This window comes from Bacillus sp. AM1(2019) (genome assembly GCF_009906915.1).
In the GTDB taxonomy this organism is placed as follows: Bacteria; Bacillota; Bacilli; order Bacillales; family Bacillaceae; genus Bacillus; species Bacillus velezensis.
In genome coordinates this window covers 2,087,146-2,104,078 of sequence record NZ_CP047644.1, presented here as the reverse complement: position 1 = coordinate 2,104,078, position 16,933 = coordinate 2,087,146, and the positions used below count along the sequence as shown (strand labels likewise).

The window sequence follows — 16,933 nt, the reverse complement described above, 5'->3', positions numbered from 1 at the left end:
GTCTTTATGTATTAATGCCGATCGATCCATATCCTTACGCCTTCTGAGCCGGCTTCTATTCTGCATGTTCCTCCGATCGGGAATGTCATCAAAGGGGAGGTATGGCCGAAATCAGCATTTGCGATAACAGGCATGGATGACAGTTCTTCTTTTGTACGGATGACGGCACGCAGAGCCTCCTCAGACACATTTGAAGCATGCTGGAAACGTCCGATGACAATTCCCTTCACAGCTGAAAAAGCGGGAAGGTGGATGAGTGACTGCAAATCCCGGTCAAACATATGAACGTCCGACATATGATCATCTTCTATAAACAGAATCACTTGTTCCATCTCCGGAAAGTATTCCGTGCCCTGCAGAAGATTCAGCGTGCATAGATTTCCTCCGATCAGTGTTCCTTCCGCATATCCGGGGTGAATAACGAGCGGTCCCGGATTCCGATAAAAACGTCTGTCCTCCTGGTTCAAATACCATTTATCATCACTCCACTCGGATGAAGGCTTTATCTCATACGGGTTGTCAGAAGCACAGCAGGCCAAGAAAGAGTTAATCGTATAGTCCAGCCCTTTTTTCATGGCAAATGAAGAAAAATGGGGACCGGAATATGTAATAAGGCCGGTTTTTTGATATATGGCATGGCCGAGAGCGGTAATATCTGAATAGCCGCAAAGGATTTTCGGATGCCGCTTGATGTTTTCATAATCAAGATAGCGAAGCAGCTGATTTGATTGGAACCCGCCGAGTGTCGTCAAAATCGCTTTGATGTCAGGATCAGCGAAAGCTTCGTGCAGATCCTGTACACGCGATTCAATGGATGATGAATCAAATTCATTTATTTCTTTCGCATGCTCTGAAAAAGAGACACGAAAGCCGAGCTCCTCCAATTTTGACTTTGCGGCATTTATATTTTCATCTGACATAACGGACATGCTTGTGGCCGGAGACACAATACGAATGCCGTCACCTTTTTTCAATTTTTCCGGATACAAAAAAAACCCTCCTTATATGGTTTAATCTATTACACCATATAAAAGAGGGTTTCTCTATTATTTTATTACAAGTCAACCCATTTAATGCCGCCTGATTGCGTATCATTGTCAATCCAGACATCAAATTGATGCTTTTCATAAAAATGAACGAGTCTGTCGACATGATCCCAATCACGCTTAGCGATGTCGCCCGTCACTTTCGGGATATTCTGCTCTCTGGCGATATGTTTTAAAAATTTCATGCAGATCGAGCCGTAGCCGTGGTTCGGCGGGCCTTTAATGTCCCCGATATGAATGGCATTGTCATAATAAGAGGCGATCAGTGAAAAACAGCCTCTTCCCCGGTAGGCTGACTCACAATCAGTCAGCATAATCTTACATGTTTGGCCATCATCAATCGAGGAAACAATGATCCAATCGTCATTGTTCGATTGATCAATACCAAGCACTCGCGCGTCTTTTGATACATCTATCAGATTTTCCCGCATTCTGAAAATCTGAAATTCAAGTTTATGAAGCTCTTTTTCCAGCTCTTTCTGATCTCTTTCTTCTGCAGTAAACAAAATCATACTCCTTTCACAGCGTAAAAGTCTTTGTTAAACACAAGTATCCATTGTAGTAAATGATGTCTTGGTTTGTAAATGGGTTTTGCAAAAACTTTTTTAGAAAAGTCTGCCGTTTATATGTGGATTGACGTTTTTAAGGCGGTGCGGATAGGGAAAGGAACAGTGAGCAGCGGAAAAAGGAGGAATCTATAATGGCAATTGACTCACTCATCGGCAAATTGAAGTACGTAATGACGGAATCTCCTGATAAAATGCTTTCCTTATATGTAAATACGGATATGAGAAATCCGGATCAGCAGGGGGGAGAGTGGAAAATCGCCTTGAAAACCGGTTTTCGGAGATTAAAAGAGTATCTGTCTGCCAGTGATCCGGAAGAAGAAAAATCTCTCGTCCGCATCATGGAACGTGTCTATCAATATATCGATGAGCTTGGTAAAGAGATGCCGCGAAGTCTCGTATTTTTTGCATCGGGAGAAGGCGGTATTTGGGAGACGATTGAATTGCAGGTGCCTGTCGAGACACGATTTTATTGGGAAGAAACGGCTGTCCTTGATCAATTAGAACTTCTCCGTGAACAATTTCCGAGCACGGCTTTTATTCTCACCCAGCAGAATGAAGTGAAGATCATAGAAACCGTACTCGGAAAAATTGAAGGGGTGGAGCATTATCAATACGACGTCATCAATGAATCGTGGAAACCGCAGGATGTAAGCGGAAGCTCCGCCTCAATGGACGAAGACGCCGCCAAAGCCCACGTCGAAGAAAACCAAAACAGGCTGTATAAACGATTGGCTTCAAACCTTGATCAAAAGGCCACTTCACACCAATGGGAGCGTCTCGTAATCGCAGGGGACAAAGAAACAGCCGATATTCTCGATCAGCATATGAATAAACCGATAGATCGGATCATTCCAAAAAATCTGTTGAATGAAAACGAGCATAAGGTGATAGAAGAACTGTTGAAGGAAGCATAATATGACGAAAGGCCGGGTCTCAAACACCCGGTCTTTTTAGGGCTTAAGTTTGTCTAATTTCTGACGAAGCGGACGAAACCGTTGACATCAAAGCTGAATTCTCATACCATTTGGATAGTCAGTAAAATTGAGAGAGGTCATAAGATGAATCAGACAGAAAACAAACCTAAAAGTTATACCGGTATCGTGCTGACATTGACCGTTCTGATCAACGGGTTAATTGCGGTGCTGTTTTTTATGCCGAAATCGGGACAGGTCAGCATTGCCAATATTCATATTCTGCCGATGTTAAATGCCATTTTTAACAGCTTCACGTTTATCTTTTTGCTGGCAGCGCTCTTTATGATTAAGCAAAAAAACATTCAAGCGCATAAACGTTTTATTTTAGCGGCGTTTACGACGACTTTGCTGTTTTTGATCTGCTATGTCGTGTACCACTCGATAGCTGAGAATACTTTATTCGGCGGCCACGGCATCATGCGCGGGATTTACTTCTTTATTTTAATTACGCATATTTGCCTTTCCTTCATCATCGTGCCGCTTGCGCTGTTTACGCTGATCAGAGGATTCAGTATGCAGGTGGAGCGCCACAAAAAAATCGCCAGATGGACGATGCCGCTCTGGCTGTATGTCAGTCTGACGGGCGTCATTGTATACTTAATGATCTCACCGTATTATTAAAAAAAGCCGTGCTCTGCGCGGCTTTTTTCTATTGATTGAAAAAGGCGCCTCATCAGGGCGCCTTTTACTCTTCAAGCGTTTCAAGTGTTGTTACATTTAAGGATTGTTCAACGGTTTTTGTTTTTGCTTTTACTTTTTCTGCGTACGTGTAATCACCATAGCAGTAGGGATAACGGAAATTGTCTTTGTTCCCTCCGCAAGTGTAAAGTTTCGGATTCTTTTTGACCTGCTGCTCGGAGTATTGTTTTGCCAGTTCCTCAGTATGCGATCCTCCATGTTCAGCCACAAAATCAATATAGCCGGCTCCCATGTTGTAGCTTTGTATAATCGTATCCAAGTCTACGCCTTTTTTCTTGCCTGTTTGGTACATGAGAGTGAATTGTTTGATTCCCTGTTTGATACTGGTTTGAGGGTTTTTAATCTCATTTCGCTTTAAACCCAGAGATTCTGAAGACTGCATGGGATCATTTCCTCTTCCTTTTGACTCCTGATATATCATGCCGAGTACAAGCGATGTATATTTGGTGAGTCCTTTTTCATCCAGCTCGTCTTCAACAAGCGGTTTGTAATCTGTCAGCCGTTCAAGGACGATCGGTTTGACATCAAACGGAAGACTTTTGAGCAATTCATTATTTGAAAATAACAGAATGAGGAAGAAGGAAACCATGACAAAAACACATATCATCATAAGACCCGCGGCAGCGAAACAGCCTTTTTTCTTTTTCTCCACTGTGTTTCACCCTCAATTTCAGGAGCATTATGACTTTTTCATTATGACACAGATGAATGCGCGAAACCAAGCGGAAACCCGTATTTGAAACATAAATTTAAAATAACGGTTCTTTTGTCAGGCGCAGGATGTATCTGCATCAATTGACATTTGGTATAATTGGGCTACTTGAGAAAAGAAGGGTGAGGTATATGACTGAATTTCACGAATCCGGAAACACGAATGACCCCGCTGTCGATTTAGATGAGGAAACTTTATTTTTGGTTGCCCAGACTTTTAAGGCGCTGTCTGATCCGACCAGAATCAGAATTCTCCATTTGCTGTCACAGGGTGAGCACGCGGTAAATGATATCGCAGAAAAGCTGAATTTGCTGCAGTCTACCGTTTCTCATCAGCTGCGTTTTCTTAAAAATCTGCGCCTCGTCAAATCACGCAGAGAAGGAACATCCATCTATTATTCTCCTGAGGATGAACATGTGTTAGATGTGCTTCAGCAAATGATTCACCATACGCGGCACGATTAAAAAACATCCCTGCTTTTTAGACAGAGATGTCAGCCGTACTGACTGTTATTGGTTTGGTCTCTGCTCGTTTTTAAAACATAAAAAGAGAAGCCGCTGTAATACACTGCGATGAAATAAAAGATACTGATGGTCAGCGGATCGGCCCCGACCGTTTGGCTGTATGCCTCCGGATGGGTAAAGTCCGCTGTGACCCGGTAAATTTCAATAACGCGATAAACAAATCTCGATAGGAATAACGTTAATAGAATAAGTTCAATCCACAGGTGAGTGCGAAAATACATTTTTCCGCGGCGTTCTTCAAAAGAAATGTTCCGTTTGGCAAACAGGACCAGAAGCCAGCCGCAAAAAGTGCCGAATATAAGATGGCCGTATAAAGCCGGGTGTGTGATGCTGAAAAACGCCAGAGCTGCGGCCAGCAATGAAAACAAAATCATTCTGGTATAAAGCCAGCGGGGTTTCAAAGGCTGAAAGCCGACGGACCGTTTCACCTTTTTATACAGGAAAAAGGCAATCATTAAGACAGGGCAGATGCTTTGAAGTGTGATATGCATGGTGTGGAACTCCCCCTCCGTTGAGTAGTGTATGCTTATCCGGCTAGTTTTAGTAGTCTGATTTATTCGCAGGCTGAAAGCATCTTTTATCACAGTATGCGCGTTTCTTTTTTTTGCATAAGAGAAGCGCCCGCGCCTTTTTCAGGATTTAAACAGAAAACTCTTGATAAACTAACAGTATTAGTTATAATAAAACTAATGATATTAGTTTTAGGGGGATGTTGATGAGAATCTTACAATACGGAAGTGTTTGGCAGCTGACTTTTTTTCCAGCGCTTTTCCCGGTGAATTGTTATTTGGTTGAAGAAGAAGAAGGAGTAACCCTGATTGACGCCGGACTGCCTAACAGTCATAAAGGAATCAAGCAAGCATTGCGGCAGCTTGGGAAGCCGCTGAATGACATATTACTCACCCACGCGCACGGGGATCACATCGGTTCGCTTGACTCATTAGCTGCGGAATTTCCGGATGCTTCCGTCTGTATTTCTGAGCGGGATTCTTTCTTGCTGAAAGGTGACACTTCTTTATTTGAGCATGAAGCACAAACGCCGATAAAGGGGGGAGTGCCGAAAAATGTTCAGACCGAACCTGATCGCCTGCTGAAAGGCGGCGAGCGGATCGGATCTTTACTTGTCATTCCCGCTCCCGGTCATACGCCGGGAAGCCTCGCTTTTAAAGATATGAGAAATGATATGCTGATCGTCGGAGATGCCTTTCAAGTACGGGGCGGCCTTGCTGTTTCTGGGAAGCTGAAATGGAAATTTCCGTTTCCGGCTTTTGCTACGTGGAATAAAGAAGAAGCTGTAAAAACAGCAAGAACGCTTATCGCTCATCAACCAAGCAGTCTGGCCGCCGGACATGGAAATGTTCTCTGCAATCCCGTTGAAATGATGGCTGAGGCTGTTGAGGAAGCCGAACGAAGCCTGCCGGGAGGCCGATCATAATGTCACCGAGAGTCGGAATGAGCCTTGACATGATATTGAGAGCCGCAGCAGGCATCGCTGACGAAAAAGGGCTGAACGAAGTGACGCTTGCGGCTGTTGCAAAGTCCTTAAACGTAAAACCGCCTTCCCTTTACAATTTTGTCAATGGCCTTCAAGGAATTAAAACAGAGCTGGCTATCTCCGGTTTAACTATGTTATATGAAAGAATGGCGGCCTCTGCAGAAGGACTGACGGGTGAAACGGCTTTGCTTGCTCTTGCCGATGCCTATATCAATTTCGCCGAAGCCAATCCCGGATTATATGACGCAACATTTCAAAAGATAAAAGACGGCCGGATTGAGAATCTGTCAAGCCTGCTTGTAGAGCTTGTTGTCAGGCAGCTGACAGCGAACGGTTATGCACAGTCTGACACTGCGATTCATGCTGCGAGAGGACTGAGGAGCCTTCTTCACGGATTTGCCGTGTTGAGAAAACAGAGTGCATTTGAATTAACCGAATCAATTAAGGAAAGCCGGAAGTTTGCAGTTGTTGCTTTCCTAAGAGGTTTGCAGGAGAGGGAACAATAATATTGTTATGTAAACTAAATAAAAAGGAGGGACAAATGGATTCATTACAACATATCATTTGTGAGCGGCGCACCTATTCACATATTTTTGATTCTCATGCACACACATACTGCCAAATGCTTTTTCCGCTCGAAGGACAGCTGGACCTGGAGACAGAAAGACGTGAAATCAGATTAAAACCTGATCAAATGCTGTATATTCCGCCCGGGTATGAACATCGGTTCCGTTCTTTGGAGCGAAATGAATGTCTCGTTCTCGACATACCGGCATTTTTTTTCAAAGGTTCCTTTGACCCCGGCGTTCTGAATAAGCTTGATCCTTTTTGGACATCGATTCGGTTTCTGCTGACAGAAGAGACAAAGCAGCAGTCGGCTCATTCATTGAGTCTGCTTGCAGAATATATTGCTGGAAAGATACAAGAAAACCGTACGAATAATTCAATTGCGTATATCCGCCGAAATCTCTCAAAGACTTTTACAATTAAAGAGCTCGCCGCAATGGAACATTACCACCCGGCGTATTATTCCGACTGGTTTAAAAAGCAGACGGGAAAAAGCCCGCAAGCTTATATTGCTGAGCTCCGTATGAAGAAAGCGGAACAAATGCTTATTGAAACAAAATGCCGGCTGACAGACATCAGTCAGGAGGTCGGCTTTCAAAATTTGTCTTCCTTCACCAGATGGTTTGTCAGACATAAGGGAATAACGCCGCGCGTCTTCCGAAACACCTTTCAATCTGATAAATAATCCTGAAAATCGGTTAAATAAACTGCTTCTTTTTTTGGTATCATGATTGTAAAAAAGGAGTTTTTGATATGGCAGTCATCGAAGATTTTATCAAGCTTGATCTTAGAATAGGAACGGTCGTAAAAGCGGAAGTATTCCCGGAAGCAAAGGTGCCGGCCATTAAGATGACAATAGATTTCGGCGAAGAGATCGGCATGAAACAATCAAGCGCCCAGATTACAAAACGGTACGAACCGGGTGATCTGACGGGCAGACAGGTTACCGCTATTGTCAACTTTCCGCCGCGGCGGATCGCCGGATTTAAGTCAGAAGTTCTCGTTCTCGGCGGCATCCCGGAAAAAGGAGATGTTGTCCTGCTTACGCCAGAGCAGACAGTACCGAACGGAACGAAAATCGGATAATAAAAAAAGACGTTTGCAGAAGCAAACGTCTTTTGCGTATTGAGGCGATACACCACACGCCACATTCGTGTGTGCCGCAAGGGCATGTGCATCGGCTTACACAATTCAGCTCATCGCTATATCAATATAGCATGGCGGGTGTGGAAATGCAAGAGATTTTTCAACATATGTTATATTTGGCTTTGTTTTGCCGATCCCAGATTCCTTCGTGTAAGGTTTTGTTTGAAATTTTATGATCTTAAATAAAGCAGTTCGACAAATGCAAGAGATTCATCTAATCTTATATCCTATGGTGAAATTTAGACAGAAAGAAGCGGAAAGGAGACGTAAATGAAAGTATTTGAAGCAGCCTCGTTCATTTCAGCCGCAGAAAAGCGGGCTAAACAATACGATCAGATTAGAGAACAATTTATTAATCTCAGAAAAGCGTTTCAGGAAATGGCTGACTTAGACGACAGTGAGTTTTCAGGCAAAGGCGCCGACAATATCAAAGCCTTTTTCCAAGACCACGCCAGCGTCACGGACAGCTGGCTTGATCTGATCGATATGAAGATTGCGTTTCTTAACAGTATTTCAGGAAAAGTAGCTGATGCCGGATTGGCCGATTCGTTTGTGGAAGAGTCATTTTTAGAACATGAGTTGATACATGCGAAGAATACATCACAAGCTATCATGCAGGAGCAGCGCAATGAAATGAAAGGTATCCTTGATGAAATCAGTGATATCATTCATCTTGATGTTTTCTCTACAGAAGATGTCGATCAAAAGCTGGATTCAGCAGACAAAAAACGGGATAAGACCATACATAAACTCGGAAAGCTTGATCACGATCTAACGAAAGAATACGCAGAAACCGAGGCAAATGAACATTTCATTCAGGCAGATTTTCAGCAGCTCCAAAATGCTACAGGCAAAGGGAAAAATGTAACACCACTTCACTATAACGCCAAGGCGTACAGAGAAAGTGACATACATAAGAAAAAAGGCGAGATTGCAAGACACTCAGACACATATTTAACGTTTAAGAAGGAAGAAGCGAAAGAGCGGGAAATCAAGGATCTAAAGAAAAAGCTGGCTGACGGTGTGACCGATCCGGATGAATACTTGGAAATTGCGAAGAAGATCGGTTACGAGAATCTTGAACCTTCCCAGCAGCAATATGTCATTCAGCTTGAACAAGCACAACAGCTGAAAGAAGCCGGAGAAGTGACTTGGGATATATTAAAAGGAGCCGGTGTCGGCCTTTATGATGTCGGGAAAGACACGGTAACCGGTCTATGGGACTTCATAACCGATCCGGGGGAAACGCTGTCAGCACTGGGGAATGCAGTACTTCATCCTGTGAAAACATATGATGCTGTTAAAGCGGCAATTGAAGAGTCGTATCAAAAGGATATGGTGAACGGAGATGCTTACTCCAGATCAAGATGGGTGACATATGCGGTCGGTTCAGTGGCTGTGGCTGTCGTCGGAACGAAAGGCGCAGGAGCCGTTAACAAAGCTGATGCGGCGGGGAAGGTCATAAACAAGGCAGGACAGGCAGGGAAGAAAATTAAAGACGTTAAACTTCCAGATCTGCTTCCTTATAACTCTAAGTATGATCTTGCTCTGGCCGATAACGTACCATACAATGTGGTTGACAGCCAAAACCTTAAAAATGAACTTTTGACCAATGCAAAGAAAATCCCGGATGGAACGAGAAAGCCGTTTACTGGTCAAGAAATAAACCTTCCTTGGTTAAATAAAGAAAAGTATGGTGCTGTTGAAATAGATGGCAAAGTAAAAGTTAAAGGACAAATTAGAGATGTAAGCCGTAGAGTCTATACCTTAAAGGACATTGATATTAATCAAAAAACTCCAAAAGGAAAAACCAACCTGGAATTAATGAAAGATGGTAAGTCTCCTTATGCTAAAGACGGAACACAGATTAACTTACATCACCTCATACAAGAAGAAAGTGGACCGTTGCTTGAGATACCTAATAGTTTACATACAAAGTATAGCGACGTAATACATGGCCTTAAAGGTAATGGAGAAAGCTTCAGGAATGATGTTTACCTGGAGAAACAGTACAATAACTTTAAGACAAGGTATTGGAAGTGGAGAGCAAAACAATATGAGAAAGAATAAGGGGTTATAAACCATGGATTTTTATTTGAAAGTAAGAGAATTCATAGCTGATAATGCAAAAGAAAAAGATTTTACGGGTGGGATTGGAGAAGATAAAATTTTAAAAATTGAGCAAGATCTTCAAGTCACGCTGCCAGATAGCTACAAATGGTTTCTTAGAAACTATGGTTCTGGCGGGGTTTATGGAATCGATTTATTAGGCTATGATTTTGGCGGTGCTTCAGTTGTAGAAACAACCAGGGAATATCATGAATATAGGGGATTGCCAAGTGGCTTAGTAGTCATAGAACATGTTGATTTTTTTGGGTATTGTTTAGATACCAATAAAATCAACAGTGAAGGAGAATGTCCAGTTGTTATTTGGAGTGAATTCGGTGGCTATAAAGAACTTAATTCTGCCCATTTTATAAAGTTCTTTTATGAAAGACTTCATGAGATGAAAGAAAACTGGGAAGAAGATGAAGACTGGGACGATTAATAAAAGAAAGCTCTCTTTTAGAGAGCTTTTTCAGGTTATCAATTTTTAACAGGCTTTATAATGAGCAAACAGGCATTACTCAAAATACTCGCCGCGCCTATCCAAAGCAGCCATTGTGTTGCGGTCAGCCATGAGGCAGTTAGGATAAAGAGTCCGATGGCAATTGATATATAATTGCCGGCTCGGTCCAGTTTACGTTTGCAATGAATTTTATATTTAGCATGAGAAATAAATTGATCAATTTTATCTTTCAGCTCATAGCATTTTTCCTTCATCTTATCCTCTGTTTCTTTTACTTTTCGATAAAGCATATTATTCATCGTCTGCACCCCCATATCGCCGTTTTGAAAATTCAGCCATGATTTTTTCTTCATAGTCATCTGAGATGAATTGTGCCTGATCTTCAACTTTTAAATGTGCTTTTTCTTCAAAACCATCCTGTTCTTCACCATCAAAACGATAAAGTTTTTGCAATAGCCTCCAGAATGTTTCAATTTCATCAGTTGTGAAGTCTTGAAACATATCCGCTAAAAAATAGGTGGATTTTTCTGAACAGGAAATTAACGCTTTTTTTCCTTCAGCGGTAATCTCAATATTGATTGCACGTTTATCCAGTTTGCTTGGCACAGTGTGAACATATCCTTTTTTCGCGAGGCTTGAAATTAATTTGTTAGCGGTTTGTTTTGTTGTGCCCAGCTTTTTAGCGATATTCATAAGTGTGGTATCTTCCGTCGGTAAATGGGCAATAGCAATAAGAGTCATGTGCTGTCGGGAAGTCAACAGTTCTAAGTATTCGTCCCCCCGAGCCTGCACTTTATTGACAACCGAAAATAATGATGCGTAACTTTGTTGCATAACATGCAGTTCCTTCATTAGTAAATTAATATCCATAAGGTATCTCCTATCTGAATTGTCACCATGTTGACAATTACAATATACATCGAAATGGAAAATAAGTCAACATGGTGACTAATAGTAGTGGGTGCGGATGCAAAAATGTCACAGGCAGTCGGAGTGTTTACAAAAGGGGAAATAAGTATAATAAATGCGAAAAGGGCATTAATCCAAAGTGAGAAGGTGTTTGACATGCAGAAAGTGAACTGGTCAGAACAGTATGAATGGTTCAATAAACAGGATAAAAAAGACGGGCGTTTAATGGCGCTCCTTCGTCATGAGCTTACATATGAGGAAGTCATACGGTTATATAAGAAAGGGTTTTATTTGAAATCTAAAGAAGGGGATGTTTCGTTAAGTAAGAACGATATCTGTCGTATGTTTGGGGTTGAAGAGAGGCAGGGCGGCGTATCTTGATGAACGGGAAGAGAAAAACTCTTCCCGCTTTTCATGGCAGCTGTTATTCTTTTTCCAGCATAGAAGTCAGCCATTCTCTTAATGTATTCTTCTGCACATACCGCTTTCCGTTTCTCGTGATATGCGGAATGTCAGAGGTGTCGGGCACGATTTGTTTTGCTTCTTCCTTCGTAACTCCTAAATAATAACCAATATAGAAGTGCAGATCTTTTTCTTTAATGAGAATGTGGTCAGTGTGTTCATGAGGATCAGGTGATTTAAAGTTTTTCAATCCGTCTCCGATGAAATATCCGGCTAAAGCGATTCCGATGCCGGTAATGATATCCATACAGCAAACCTCCAATAAACGTTATCACTTTTTATACGGTGAAGCCGGCTGAAAGGATTCAGCCTTCATCAAAACCGCCCGGCGTTTATTGCGGGCGGTTTTGATTGCTTAGCTTTTCCACCTGCACCTTTCCGGAGAAGAAAACAGCGCCTCCGCCCATATCCGCCAGCCGATCGGGCGTGAGCGAGTTGACAAGCTGTTTTTTATCATCCATATCGGCCCAAAGACCTTGGCTGACTGCAACGCCGGGAAGCACCTGTTCGCCGACCGAAGCTGTTAATTCACACTCGCCGCGGTGATTCCAAACTCTAACGGTTTCCCCGTCTTCTATGTTCCGGCGTACAGCATCTTCTGTATGAATAAAAAGCTTTGGCGCTTTTTCTAATTTTACGTGTTTTTCATTATTCGAAAATGTTGAATTTAAAAAATTATGATTCGGTCCCGGGACAAATAAAAGCGGAAAATCGTCATCGCTCTCAAGAGGGATGTGTGTCGGCAGCGCCGGATAACCGTCCTGTTTCATCTTTTCCGAATATAATTCAATTCTTCCGCTCGGTGTCTTGAGCTTTCCCGGAAAAAGCGGTTTTTTCCGTTTGGCTTTCATGAAGGAATGGCGTGAGAGCGCTTCGTAATCAATATCCTCGATATACGGATTGTCGGGAAAGTCCAGCGCCTGTCTGATCAACTCTTCATCGGAATCCTGAAGCTCCTGCTCGGTAAATCCCATTGCTCCGGCAAGCAAACGGAACACTTCCGTATTCGATTTGCTGTCCCCGTAGGGTTCGATCACCGGTTTTTGCAGCTGAATAAAATGATGCCAGTAAGACGTGTAAAAATCTGTGTTTTCAAATGCGGATGAAGCAGGGAGCACGATATCCGCATATTTGGCGGTTTCCGTTAAAAATAGATCGTGAACGACTGTAAATAAATCCTCCCGCAGCAGGCCTTTTCTGACTTTATTCGCTTCCGGCGCAACCACTGCAGGATTCGTACCGTAAATAAACAGGGAGCGTACGGGCGGTTTTGTTTCTAAAAGAACGCTTCCGAGCCTGTTCATATTAAATGATCGCGGCTTCCTGCCGTAAAGCAGATCAGGCCGCTGGAGCGCTTGTCTGTTATAGTTTAATACCGCGCTGTTGTGCTTGATTGCGCCTCCTCCGGTGTTGAGCCACTGTCCTGTAACAGCCGGAAGGCAGGCGACGGTGCGGACGATCATTCCGCCGTTGTCATGGTGCTGAATGCCGTTTCCGATCCTGATAAGGGAAGGGGAGGTTTCCCCGTACATTCTCGCAAGACGTCTGATATCGTCGGCTTTAACGCCTGTAATAGCAGAAACCGTTTCCGGATCATAGTGTTTAACATGCGCTTTTAATTCGTCACTGCCTTCGGTGTATTCTGTGAGAAATGCTTCATCGTGAAGGTTTTCGTCGAATAAGACATGCATGATACCGAGGGCGAGTGCGGCATCTGTGCCGGGGCGAATGGAAATAAACCAATCGGCAAGCCGGCCGGTTTGGTTCTTATGTACATCGATAACGACAATTTTAGCTCCTTTTTTCCGGGCTTTTTGAGCAATCATGACTTGATGCATATTCGTGCTGACGGCATTGATCCCCCAAAAAATAAAGAGCTTTGCATGTATGGTCTCCTCCGGATCAGTACCCGCTCCTTCACCCATTGTATAGTTATAGCCTTCAGAACCGGCTTTGCTGCAGATCGTCCGTTCGAGATGACTCGCTCCCAGACGATGGAAAAAACGGCGGTCCATTCCCTCTGCCGCCAGTTTTCCCATATTGCCGTAAAAGCTGTACGGAAGAATGCTTTCCTCTCCTTCTTCGGCAATAAGCTCTTTCCAGCGCGCACTGATCGTATTGATCGCTTCCTCCCAGGAAATAGGCGCAAACGCGGCTTCACCTTTTTTACCGATCCGTTTTAACGGAACGGTTACGCGCTTCTCATCATAAATACGCTCAGCCATGTGTCTGACTTTGTTGCAAATATTCCCTGATGTGACCGGGTGATCGGGGTCTCCCTGAATGTTAACGATTTTTCCGTCTTTTTTTGTCACAAGCAAGCCGCATTGATCGGGACAGTCTAGTGAGCATACCGACTTAAATACCCCGTTCGGCTGTGTTGCAGCAGAATTCATAGCCCATTTCTCCTCTTTGTTTATATTGTAAGCATTATAACATTTCAAAATCGAACGTCAATTCAGAAAAAAGTGTTGACATCACGGAAAGACTTTTCTATGATGAGTTTATTCTTTTAAACAGCCTGACAATTTCATCATTTTATTTTCTATCCAGAGAGGTGGAGGGACTGGCCCTACGAAACCTCGGCAACATTTATTGTGCCAATTCCAGCAAGCGTATGCTTGAAAGATAGGAAAGGATGATCTATACATATTTGTGCGCTTCAAGCGCATAAAGACGGTATATGAATCTCTTTCCTTCTTTGGGGAAAGAGATTTTTTTATGAAAAAATTTATGTGAAAAGGATGTTTTGCACCATGACGGTTTTAATTACCGCACCATATCACGACGAGGGGCTGAAGGAGCTGACTGAGCTGTTCGGCCGGACTGTGCACCGGCCGTGGAAGAAGCACGGCCGGGCCTATCGGGAAGATGAATTGATCCGAATGATTCAAGAGACAAACGCGTCGGGGCTTATTACTGAACTTGATGAGGTGTCTGAGCGTGTTATTGACATATTGCCCGATACCGCTTTTATCGGTGTCTGCCGAGGAATGCCGTCTAATGTGAATATTGCGGCGGCGACTAAAAGAAAAATCCCCGTTTTCTTTACACCGGCCCGCAATGCCCAGGCTGTTGCTGAAATGTTTATCGGAAATGTGATTTCATTTTTGCGTCATACGTATTCTTCCCATCAGTGGCTGAAGGACGGGAAGTGGAATGGTGATTATTTGCAGGCTTACGTCAAATTCAGAGGAAATGAGCTGACGGGGAAAACAGTCGGTATTATCGGTTTCGGAGCTGTCGGACAGAGAATCGCCCGGCTATTGGCCGCTTTTGACTGCAAGGTGCTTTACTATGACCCATTTGTCCGTCATGAAAACCGGGAGTATGAAAAAACGACGATTGAACGGGTATTTTCTGAAAGTGATATTGTTTCCGTTCACTTGCCGCGCACAGAAGAAACCATCGGCCTTATCGGCGCCCGGCACTTTCAATTGATGAAACAGGAAGCTGTTTTTGTCAATACGTCAAGAGCGGCGGTTACAGACAGGGAAGAGCTGCTGCGGGTGCTGAAAGAACGGCGGATTAAGGGAGCGATCCTTGACGTGTTTTATCACGAACCGCCTGAATCTTCTGATTATGAATTGATCTCTTTGCCGAATGTGTTAGCGACTCCCCATTTAGCGGGCGCAACGTTTGAAGTGGAGGATCATCATGTGAAGATTTTAAATGGAGCGCTTTTCAAATGGAAACAAGATCAAACCTGTTCAATACGTGAACTTTATAACAAAAGAGAACTTGAAACGGAAGGAGGAGGCTGTAATGGCTGAACAAAAAGGCTACCTTGTATTTGACATCGGAACGGGGAATGCGCGAGTCGCGGTCGTGACAGCCGGCGGTGAAGTGACCGCGCTTGAAAGGGAAGACATTGAATATGTGACGGATCCGCTTTATCCGGACGGACGATATTTCTCACCGGAAGGGCTATGGACGCAAATCAGTGCTATGGCAAGGAAGGTTATTGCCAAAAGCCCTCATATTACATTAATCGGAATCACCTCAACAAGCCAGAGGCAGGGAATTGTTCTGATCAATAAAGATAAAAAGGCATTTCTCGGTCTGCCCAACATTGATAACAGAGGCCGTGAATGGGAAGACGGGATTGAGGCAAAAGAAGAAGTGCATCAGCAAACCGGACGTCTTCCGAGCGCTTTATTTTCCGCCATGAAACTTGTCGGATTAAAAGCTAGACAGCCGTCTTTATGGAAAGAAGTGAAGTACATCACAAGCATCAGTGACTGGGTGACATTTGAGCTGAGCGGCATTTTGAGCTATGAACCGTCACAGGCTGCTGAAACACTGCTGTTTGACGTAAGGAAAAAGGCGTGGTCAGAGAAATTATGCAACATCTTCGGTGTGCCTTCTGCCATTCTTCCTTCACTCGTCCGATCTGGGACGGTTGTCGGAATGTTAACGTTTAAGAAAGCGGCGGTTCTCGGTCTATCTGAAAGAGTGCCTGTGATTGCAGGCGGGGGAGACACACAGCTTGCCATCAAAAGTGCAGATGCAAAGCCGGGAGATATCGTCATCGTATCCGGCACGACGACGCCGATTACAAAGATAACAGCGGAGACCGGAACCGAAAGTTTAAAGAATGCATGGCTGAATTGCCATACAGAAGAAGGTCAATGGCTTCTTGAAACGAATCCGGGTGTAACAGGACTCAATTATCAAAAATTAAAATCCATTTTTTATCCGAATGAATCCTACGGCGTCATGGAACGGGAAATCGCAAGTCTGCCGAAACACGATCATGCTTGTATTTCTGCGTTAGGCTCCTATTTATCGCCTGAGAAAAACGCACTGGCAAAAGGCGGATTTATTTTTGACGCTCCGCTGTCCCAAAACTTAAGCAGAGCCCATTTTGTCAAAGCCGCACTGCTGGAAATCGCTTTTTCAATCAAATGGAACTATGAGGCGTTAACAGAGGTGGCTTCCTTTTCACAAGATTATGTGAAGGTGTGCGGCGGCGGTTTCCAAAGTGATGCTTTGACGCAGTTTCTTGCTAACCTTCTGCAAAAGAAAATCTATAAGAGAGAGGGGTTCAGCCAGGCATCCGCAATGGGAGCGGCGATGATTTGCAACGAAGCTCTCGGTGTGAAAGCAGAGCTTTCGAGCAGCACAAAGGTAATTGAGCCGGAAGCGGATCAGACGGATCTCTTCCTATATGAAGAATGGAAACATACGCAAGAATTATTTACTCATTTTCAGCCGGCGGTGAAAGCCTGACTTGGGGATGAGATGACAACATGAAAGAT

General features: G+C 43.6%; 20 protein-coding genes and 1 riboswitch. Of the genes, 12 read left to right on the top strand and 8 right to left on the bottom strand.

Annotated elements, in window-relative coordinates:
* Nucleotides 1-11 precede the first annotated feature (11 nt).
* Together GNE05_RS10010 and GNE05_RS10005 are read right to left on the bottom strand one after the other, a co-directional pair.
* The gene (locus GNE05_RS10010; RefSeq protein ID WP_029974229.1) at nt 12-989 is read right to left on the bottom strand and encodes a S66 family peptidase; all 978 of its coding nucleotides are present in this window, start codon (nt 987-989) and stop codon (nt 12-14) included.
* Nucleotides 990-1,054: 65 nt separating this feature from the next.
* Entirely contained in the window at nt 1,055-1,558 is a 504-nt protein-coding gene (locus tag GNE05_RS10005; RefSeq protein WP_014305189.1) for an N-acetyltransferase, read from the bottom strand.
* A 188-nt stretch (nt 1,559-1,746) separates the two neighbouring features.
* Here GNE05_RS10005 and GNE05_RS10000 point away from each other — a divergent pair, with 188 nt between their 5' ends.
* Together GNE05_RS10000 and GNE05_RS09995 are read left to right on the top strand one after the other, a co-directional pair.
* Nucleotides 1,747-2,529, top strand: coding sequence for a VLRF1 family aeRF1-type release factor (locus GNE05_RS10000; protein WP_160182722.1), 783 nt, complete (start codon nt 1,747-1,749; stop codon nt 2,527-2,529).
* 144 nt (nt 2,530-2,673) lie between these two features.
* On the top strand, nt 2,674-3,210 hold the full coding sequence (locus GNE05_RS09995; protein WP_007611945.1) for a DUF420 domain-containing protein: 537 nt from the start codon (nt 2,674-2,676) through the stop codon (nt 3,208-3,210).
* Between the two features lie 64 nt (nt 3,211-3,274).
* On the opposite strand, the gene GNE05_RS09990 is transcribed toward GNE05_RS09995, so the two are convergent.
* Nucleotides 3,275-3,940: a lysozyme family protein gene (locus GNE05_RS09990; RefSeq protein ID WP_017417956.1), complete on the bottom strand. Its 666-nt coding sequence runs from the start codon at nt 3,938-3,940 to the stop codon at nt 3,275-3,277.
* Between the two features lie 191 nt (nt 3,941-4,131).
* Between GNE05_RS09990 and czrA the strand changes: the two genes are divergently transcribed.
* On the top strand, nt 4,132-4,464 hold the full coding sequence (czrA, locus tag GNE05_RS09985; protein WP_007407993.1) for a Zn(II)-responsive metalloregulatory transcriptional repressor CzrA: 333 nt from the start codon (nt 4,132-4,134) through the stop codon (nt 4,462-4,464).
* 29 nt (nt 4,465-4,493) lie between these two features.
* Here czrA and GNE05_RS09980 read toward each other — a convergent pair whose 3' ends face one another.
* Nucleotides 4,494-5,015: a CcdC protein domain-containing protein gene (locus tag GNE05_RS09980; protein ID WP_007407994.1), complete on the bottom strand. Its 522-nt coding sequence runs from the start codon at nt 5,013-5,015 to the stop codon at nt 4,494-4,496.
* 224 nt (nt 5,016-5,239) lie between these two features.
* Here GNE05_RS09980 and GNE05_RS09975 point away from each other — a divergent pair, with 224 nt between their 5' ends.
* The 6 genes from GNE05_RS09975 (at nt 5,240) to GNE05_RS09950 (ending at nt 10,280) form a co-directional block, all read left to right on the top strand.
* The gene (locus tag GNE05_RS09975) at nt 5,240-5,959 is read left to right on the top strand and encodes an MBL fold metallo-hydrolase (RefSeq protein ID WP_012117735.1); all 720 of its coding nucleotides are present in this window, start codon (nt 5,240-5,242) and stop codon (nt 5,957-5,959) included.
* Nucleotides 5,959-6,525 (top strand): TetR/AcrR family transcriptional regulator, encoded by a 567-nt coding sequence (locus GNE05_RS09970; protein WP_094295943.1) that lies wholly within the window; start codon nt 5,959-5,961, stop codon nt 6,523-6,525. Before GNE05_RS09975 ends, GNE05_RS09970 begins: the two co-directional genes overlap by 1 nt.
* Before the next feature lie 35 nt (nt 6,526-6,560).
* Nucleotides 6,561-7,271, top strand: a complete 711-nt coding sequence (locus GNE05_RS09965; RefSeq protein ID WP_017417954.1) for an AraC family transcriptional regulator — start codon at nt 6,561-6,563, stop codon at nt 7,269-7,271.
* A 68-nt stretch (nt 7,272-7,339) separates the two neighbouring features.
* Entirely contained in the window at nt 7,340-7,672 is a 333-nt protein-coding gene (gene csaA, locus GNE05_RS09960) for a chaperone CsaA (protein WP_007611940.1), read from the top strand.
* Nucleotides 7,673-8,002: 330 nt separating this feature from the next.
* Complete coding sequence (locus GNE05_RS09955) at nt 8,003-9,802, top strand: T7SS effector LXG polymorphic toxin (RefSeq protein ID WP_160182721.1); 1,800 nt, start codon at nt 8,003-8,005, stop codon at nt 9,800-9,802.
* A 13-nt stretch (nt 9,803-9,815) separates the two neighbouring features.
* A complete protein-coding gene (locus tag GNE05_RS09950) occupies nt 9,816-10,280 on the top strand; it encodes an SMI1/KNR4 family protein (RefSeq protein WP_029974608.1) in 465 nt (154 codons plus the stop codon).
* A gap of 38 nt (nt 10,281-10,318) precedes the next feature.
* Here the strand turns inward: GNE05_RS09950 and GNE05_RS09945 are convergent, their stop codons facing one another.
* Complete coding sequence (locus tag GNE05_RS09945; RefSeq protein WP_017417952.1) at nt 10,319-10,600, bottom strand: hypothetical protein; 282 nt, start codon at nt 10,598-10,600, stop codon at nt 10,319-10,321.
* Entirely contained in the window at nt 10,593-11,171 is a 579-nt protein-coding gene (locus GNE05_RS09940) for a MarR family winged helix-turn-helix transcriptional regulator (RefSeq protein WP_017417951.1), read from the bottom strand. Before GNE05_RS09940 ends, GNE05_RS09945 begins: the two co-directional genes overlap by 8 nt.
* A gap of 195 nt (nt 11,172-11,366) precedes the next feature.
* Here GNE05_RS09940 and GNE05_RS09935 point away from each other — a divergent pair, with 195 nt between their 5' ends.
* Nucleotides 11,367-11,591, top strand: a complete 225-nt coding sequence (locus tag GNE05_RS09935; RefSeq protein ID WP_026092256.1) for a hypothetical protein — start codon at nt 11,367-11,369, stop codon at nt 11,589-11,591.
* Nucleotides 11,592-11,634: 43 nt separating this feature from the next.
* On the opposite strand, the gene GNE05_RS09930 is transcribed toward GNE05_RS09935, so the two are convergent.
* The gene (locus tag GNE05_RS09930; protein ID WP_014418096.1) at nt 11,635-11,919 is read right to left on the bottom strand and encodes a hypothetical protein; all 285 of its coding nucleotides are present in this window, start codon (nt 11,917-11,919) and stop codon (nt 11,635-11,637) included.
* Nucleotides 11,920-12,004: 85 nt separating this feature from the next.
* Nucleotides 12,005-14,068 carry a molybdopterin oxidoreductase family protein gene (locus tag GNE05_RS09925; RefSeq protein ID WP_029974613.1) on the bottom strand — a complete coding sequence of 688 codons (2,064 nt, stop codon included), beginning with the start codon at nt 14,066-14,068 and terminating at the stop codon, nt 12,005-12,007.
* Nucleotides 14,069-14,214: 146 nt separating this feature from the next.
* Nucleotides 14,215-14,307, top strand: a riboswitch (SAM riboswitch).
* Nucleotides 14,308-14,428: 121 nt separating this feature from the next.
* Here GNE05_RS09925 and GNE05_RS09920 point away from each other — a divergent pair.
* Nucleotides 14,429-15,445, top strand: coding sequence for a 2-hydroxyacid dehydrogenase (locus GNE05_RS09920; RefSeq protein WP_029974615.1), 1,017 nt, complete (start codon nt 14,429-14,431; stop codon nt 15,443-15,445).
* Nucleotides 15,438-16,904, top strand: coding sequence for an FGGY-family carbohydrate kinase (locus GNE05_RS09915; RefSeq protein WP_025650371.1), 1,467 nt, complete (start codon nt 15,438-15,440; stop codon nt 16,902-16,904). Before GNE05_RS09920 ends, GNE05_RS09915 begins: the two co-directional genes overlap by 8 nt.
* The last annotated feature ends 29 nt before the right edge of the window (nt 16,905-16,933 follow it).

What these genes read in the sequence shown, in the direction of transcription:
- GNE05_RS09970 (WP_094295943.1), top strand. Translation starts at nt 5,959, where the DNA reads ATGTCACCGAGAGTCGGAATGAGCCTTGACATGATATTGAGAGCCGCA.
- GNE05_RS09955 (WP_160182721.1), top strand. Translation starts at nt 8,003, where the DNA reads ATGAAAGTATTTGAAGCAGCCTCGTTCATTTCAGCCGCAGAAAAGCGG.
- GNE05_RS09980 (WP_007407994.1), bottom strand. Translation starts at nt 5,015, where the DNA reads ATGCATATCACACTTCAAAGCATCTGCCCTGTCTTAATGATTGCCTTT.
- GNE05_RS09950 (WP_029974608.1), top strand. Translation starts at nt 9,816, where the DNA reads ATGGATTTTTATTTGAAAGTAAGAGAATTCATAGCTGATAATGCAAAA.
- GNE05_RS09965 (WP_017417954.1), top strand. Translation starts at nt 6,561, where the DNA reads ATGGATTCATTACAACATATCATTTGTGAGCGGCGCACCTATTCACAT.
- GNE05_RS10000 (WP_160182722.1), top strand. Translation starts at nt 1,747, where the DNA reads ATGGCAATTGACTCACTCATCGGCAAATTGAAGTACGTAATGACGGAA.
- GNE05_RS09940 (WP_017417951.1), bottom strand. Translation starts at nt 11,171, where the DNA reads ATGGATATTAATTTACTAATGAAGGAACTGCATGTTATGCAACAAAGT.
- csaA (WP_007611940.1), top strand. Translation starts at nt 7,340, where the DNA reads ATGGCAGTCATCGAAGATTTTATCAAGCTTGATCTTAGAATAGGAACG.
- GNE05_RS09935 (WP_026092256.1), top strand. Translation starts at nt 11,367, where the DNA reads ATGCAGAAAGTGAACTGGTCAGAACAGTATGAATGGTTCAATAAACAG.
- GNE05_RS09915 (WP_025650371.1), top strand. Translation starts at nt 15,438, where the DNA reads ATGGCTGAACAAAAAGGCTACCTTGTATTTGACATCGGAACGGGGAAT.
- GNE05_RS09920 (WP_029974615.1), top strand. Translation starts at nt 14,429, where the DNA reads ATGACGGTTTTAATTACCGCACCATATCACGACGAGGGGCTGAAGGAG.
- GNE05_RS10005 (WP_014305189.1), bottom strand. Translation starts at nt 1,558, where the DNA reads ATGATTTTGTTTACTGCAGAAGAAAGAGATCAGAAAGAGCTGGAAAAA.
- GNE05_RS09925 (WP_029974613.1), bottom strand. Translation starts at nt 14,068, where the DNA reads ATGAATTCTGCTGCAACACAGCCGAACGGGGTATTTAAGTCGGTATGC.
- GNE05_RS09995 (WP_007611945.1), top strand. Translation starts at nt 2,674, where the DNA reads ATGAATCAGACAGAAAACAAACCTAAAAGTTATACCGGTATCGTGCTG.
- GNE05_RS09945 (WP_017417952.1), bottom strand. Translation starts at nt 10,600, where the DNA reads ATGAATAATATGCTTTATCGAAAAGTAAAAGAAACAGAGGATAAGATG.
- czrA (WP_007407993.1), top strand. Translation starts at nt 4,132, where the DNA reads ATGACTGAATTTCACGAATCCGGAAACACGAATGACCCCGCTGTCGAT.
- GNE05_RS09975 (WP_012117735.1), top strand. Translation starts at nt 5,240, where the DNA reads ATGAGAATCTTACAATACGGAAGTGTTTGGCAGCTGACTTTTTTTCCA.
- GNE05_RS09930 (WP_014418096.1), bottom strand. Translation starts at nt 11,919, where the DNA reads ATGGATATCATTACCGGCATCGGAATCGCTTTAGCCGGATATTTCATC.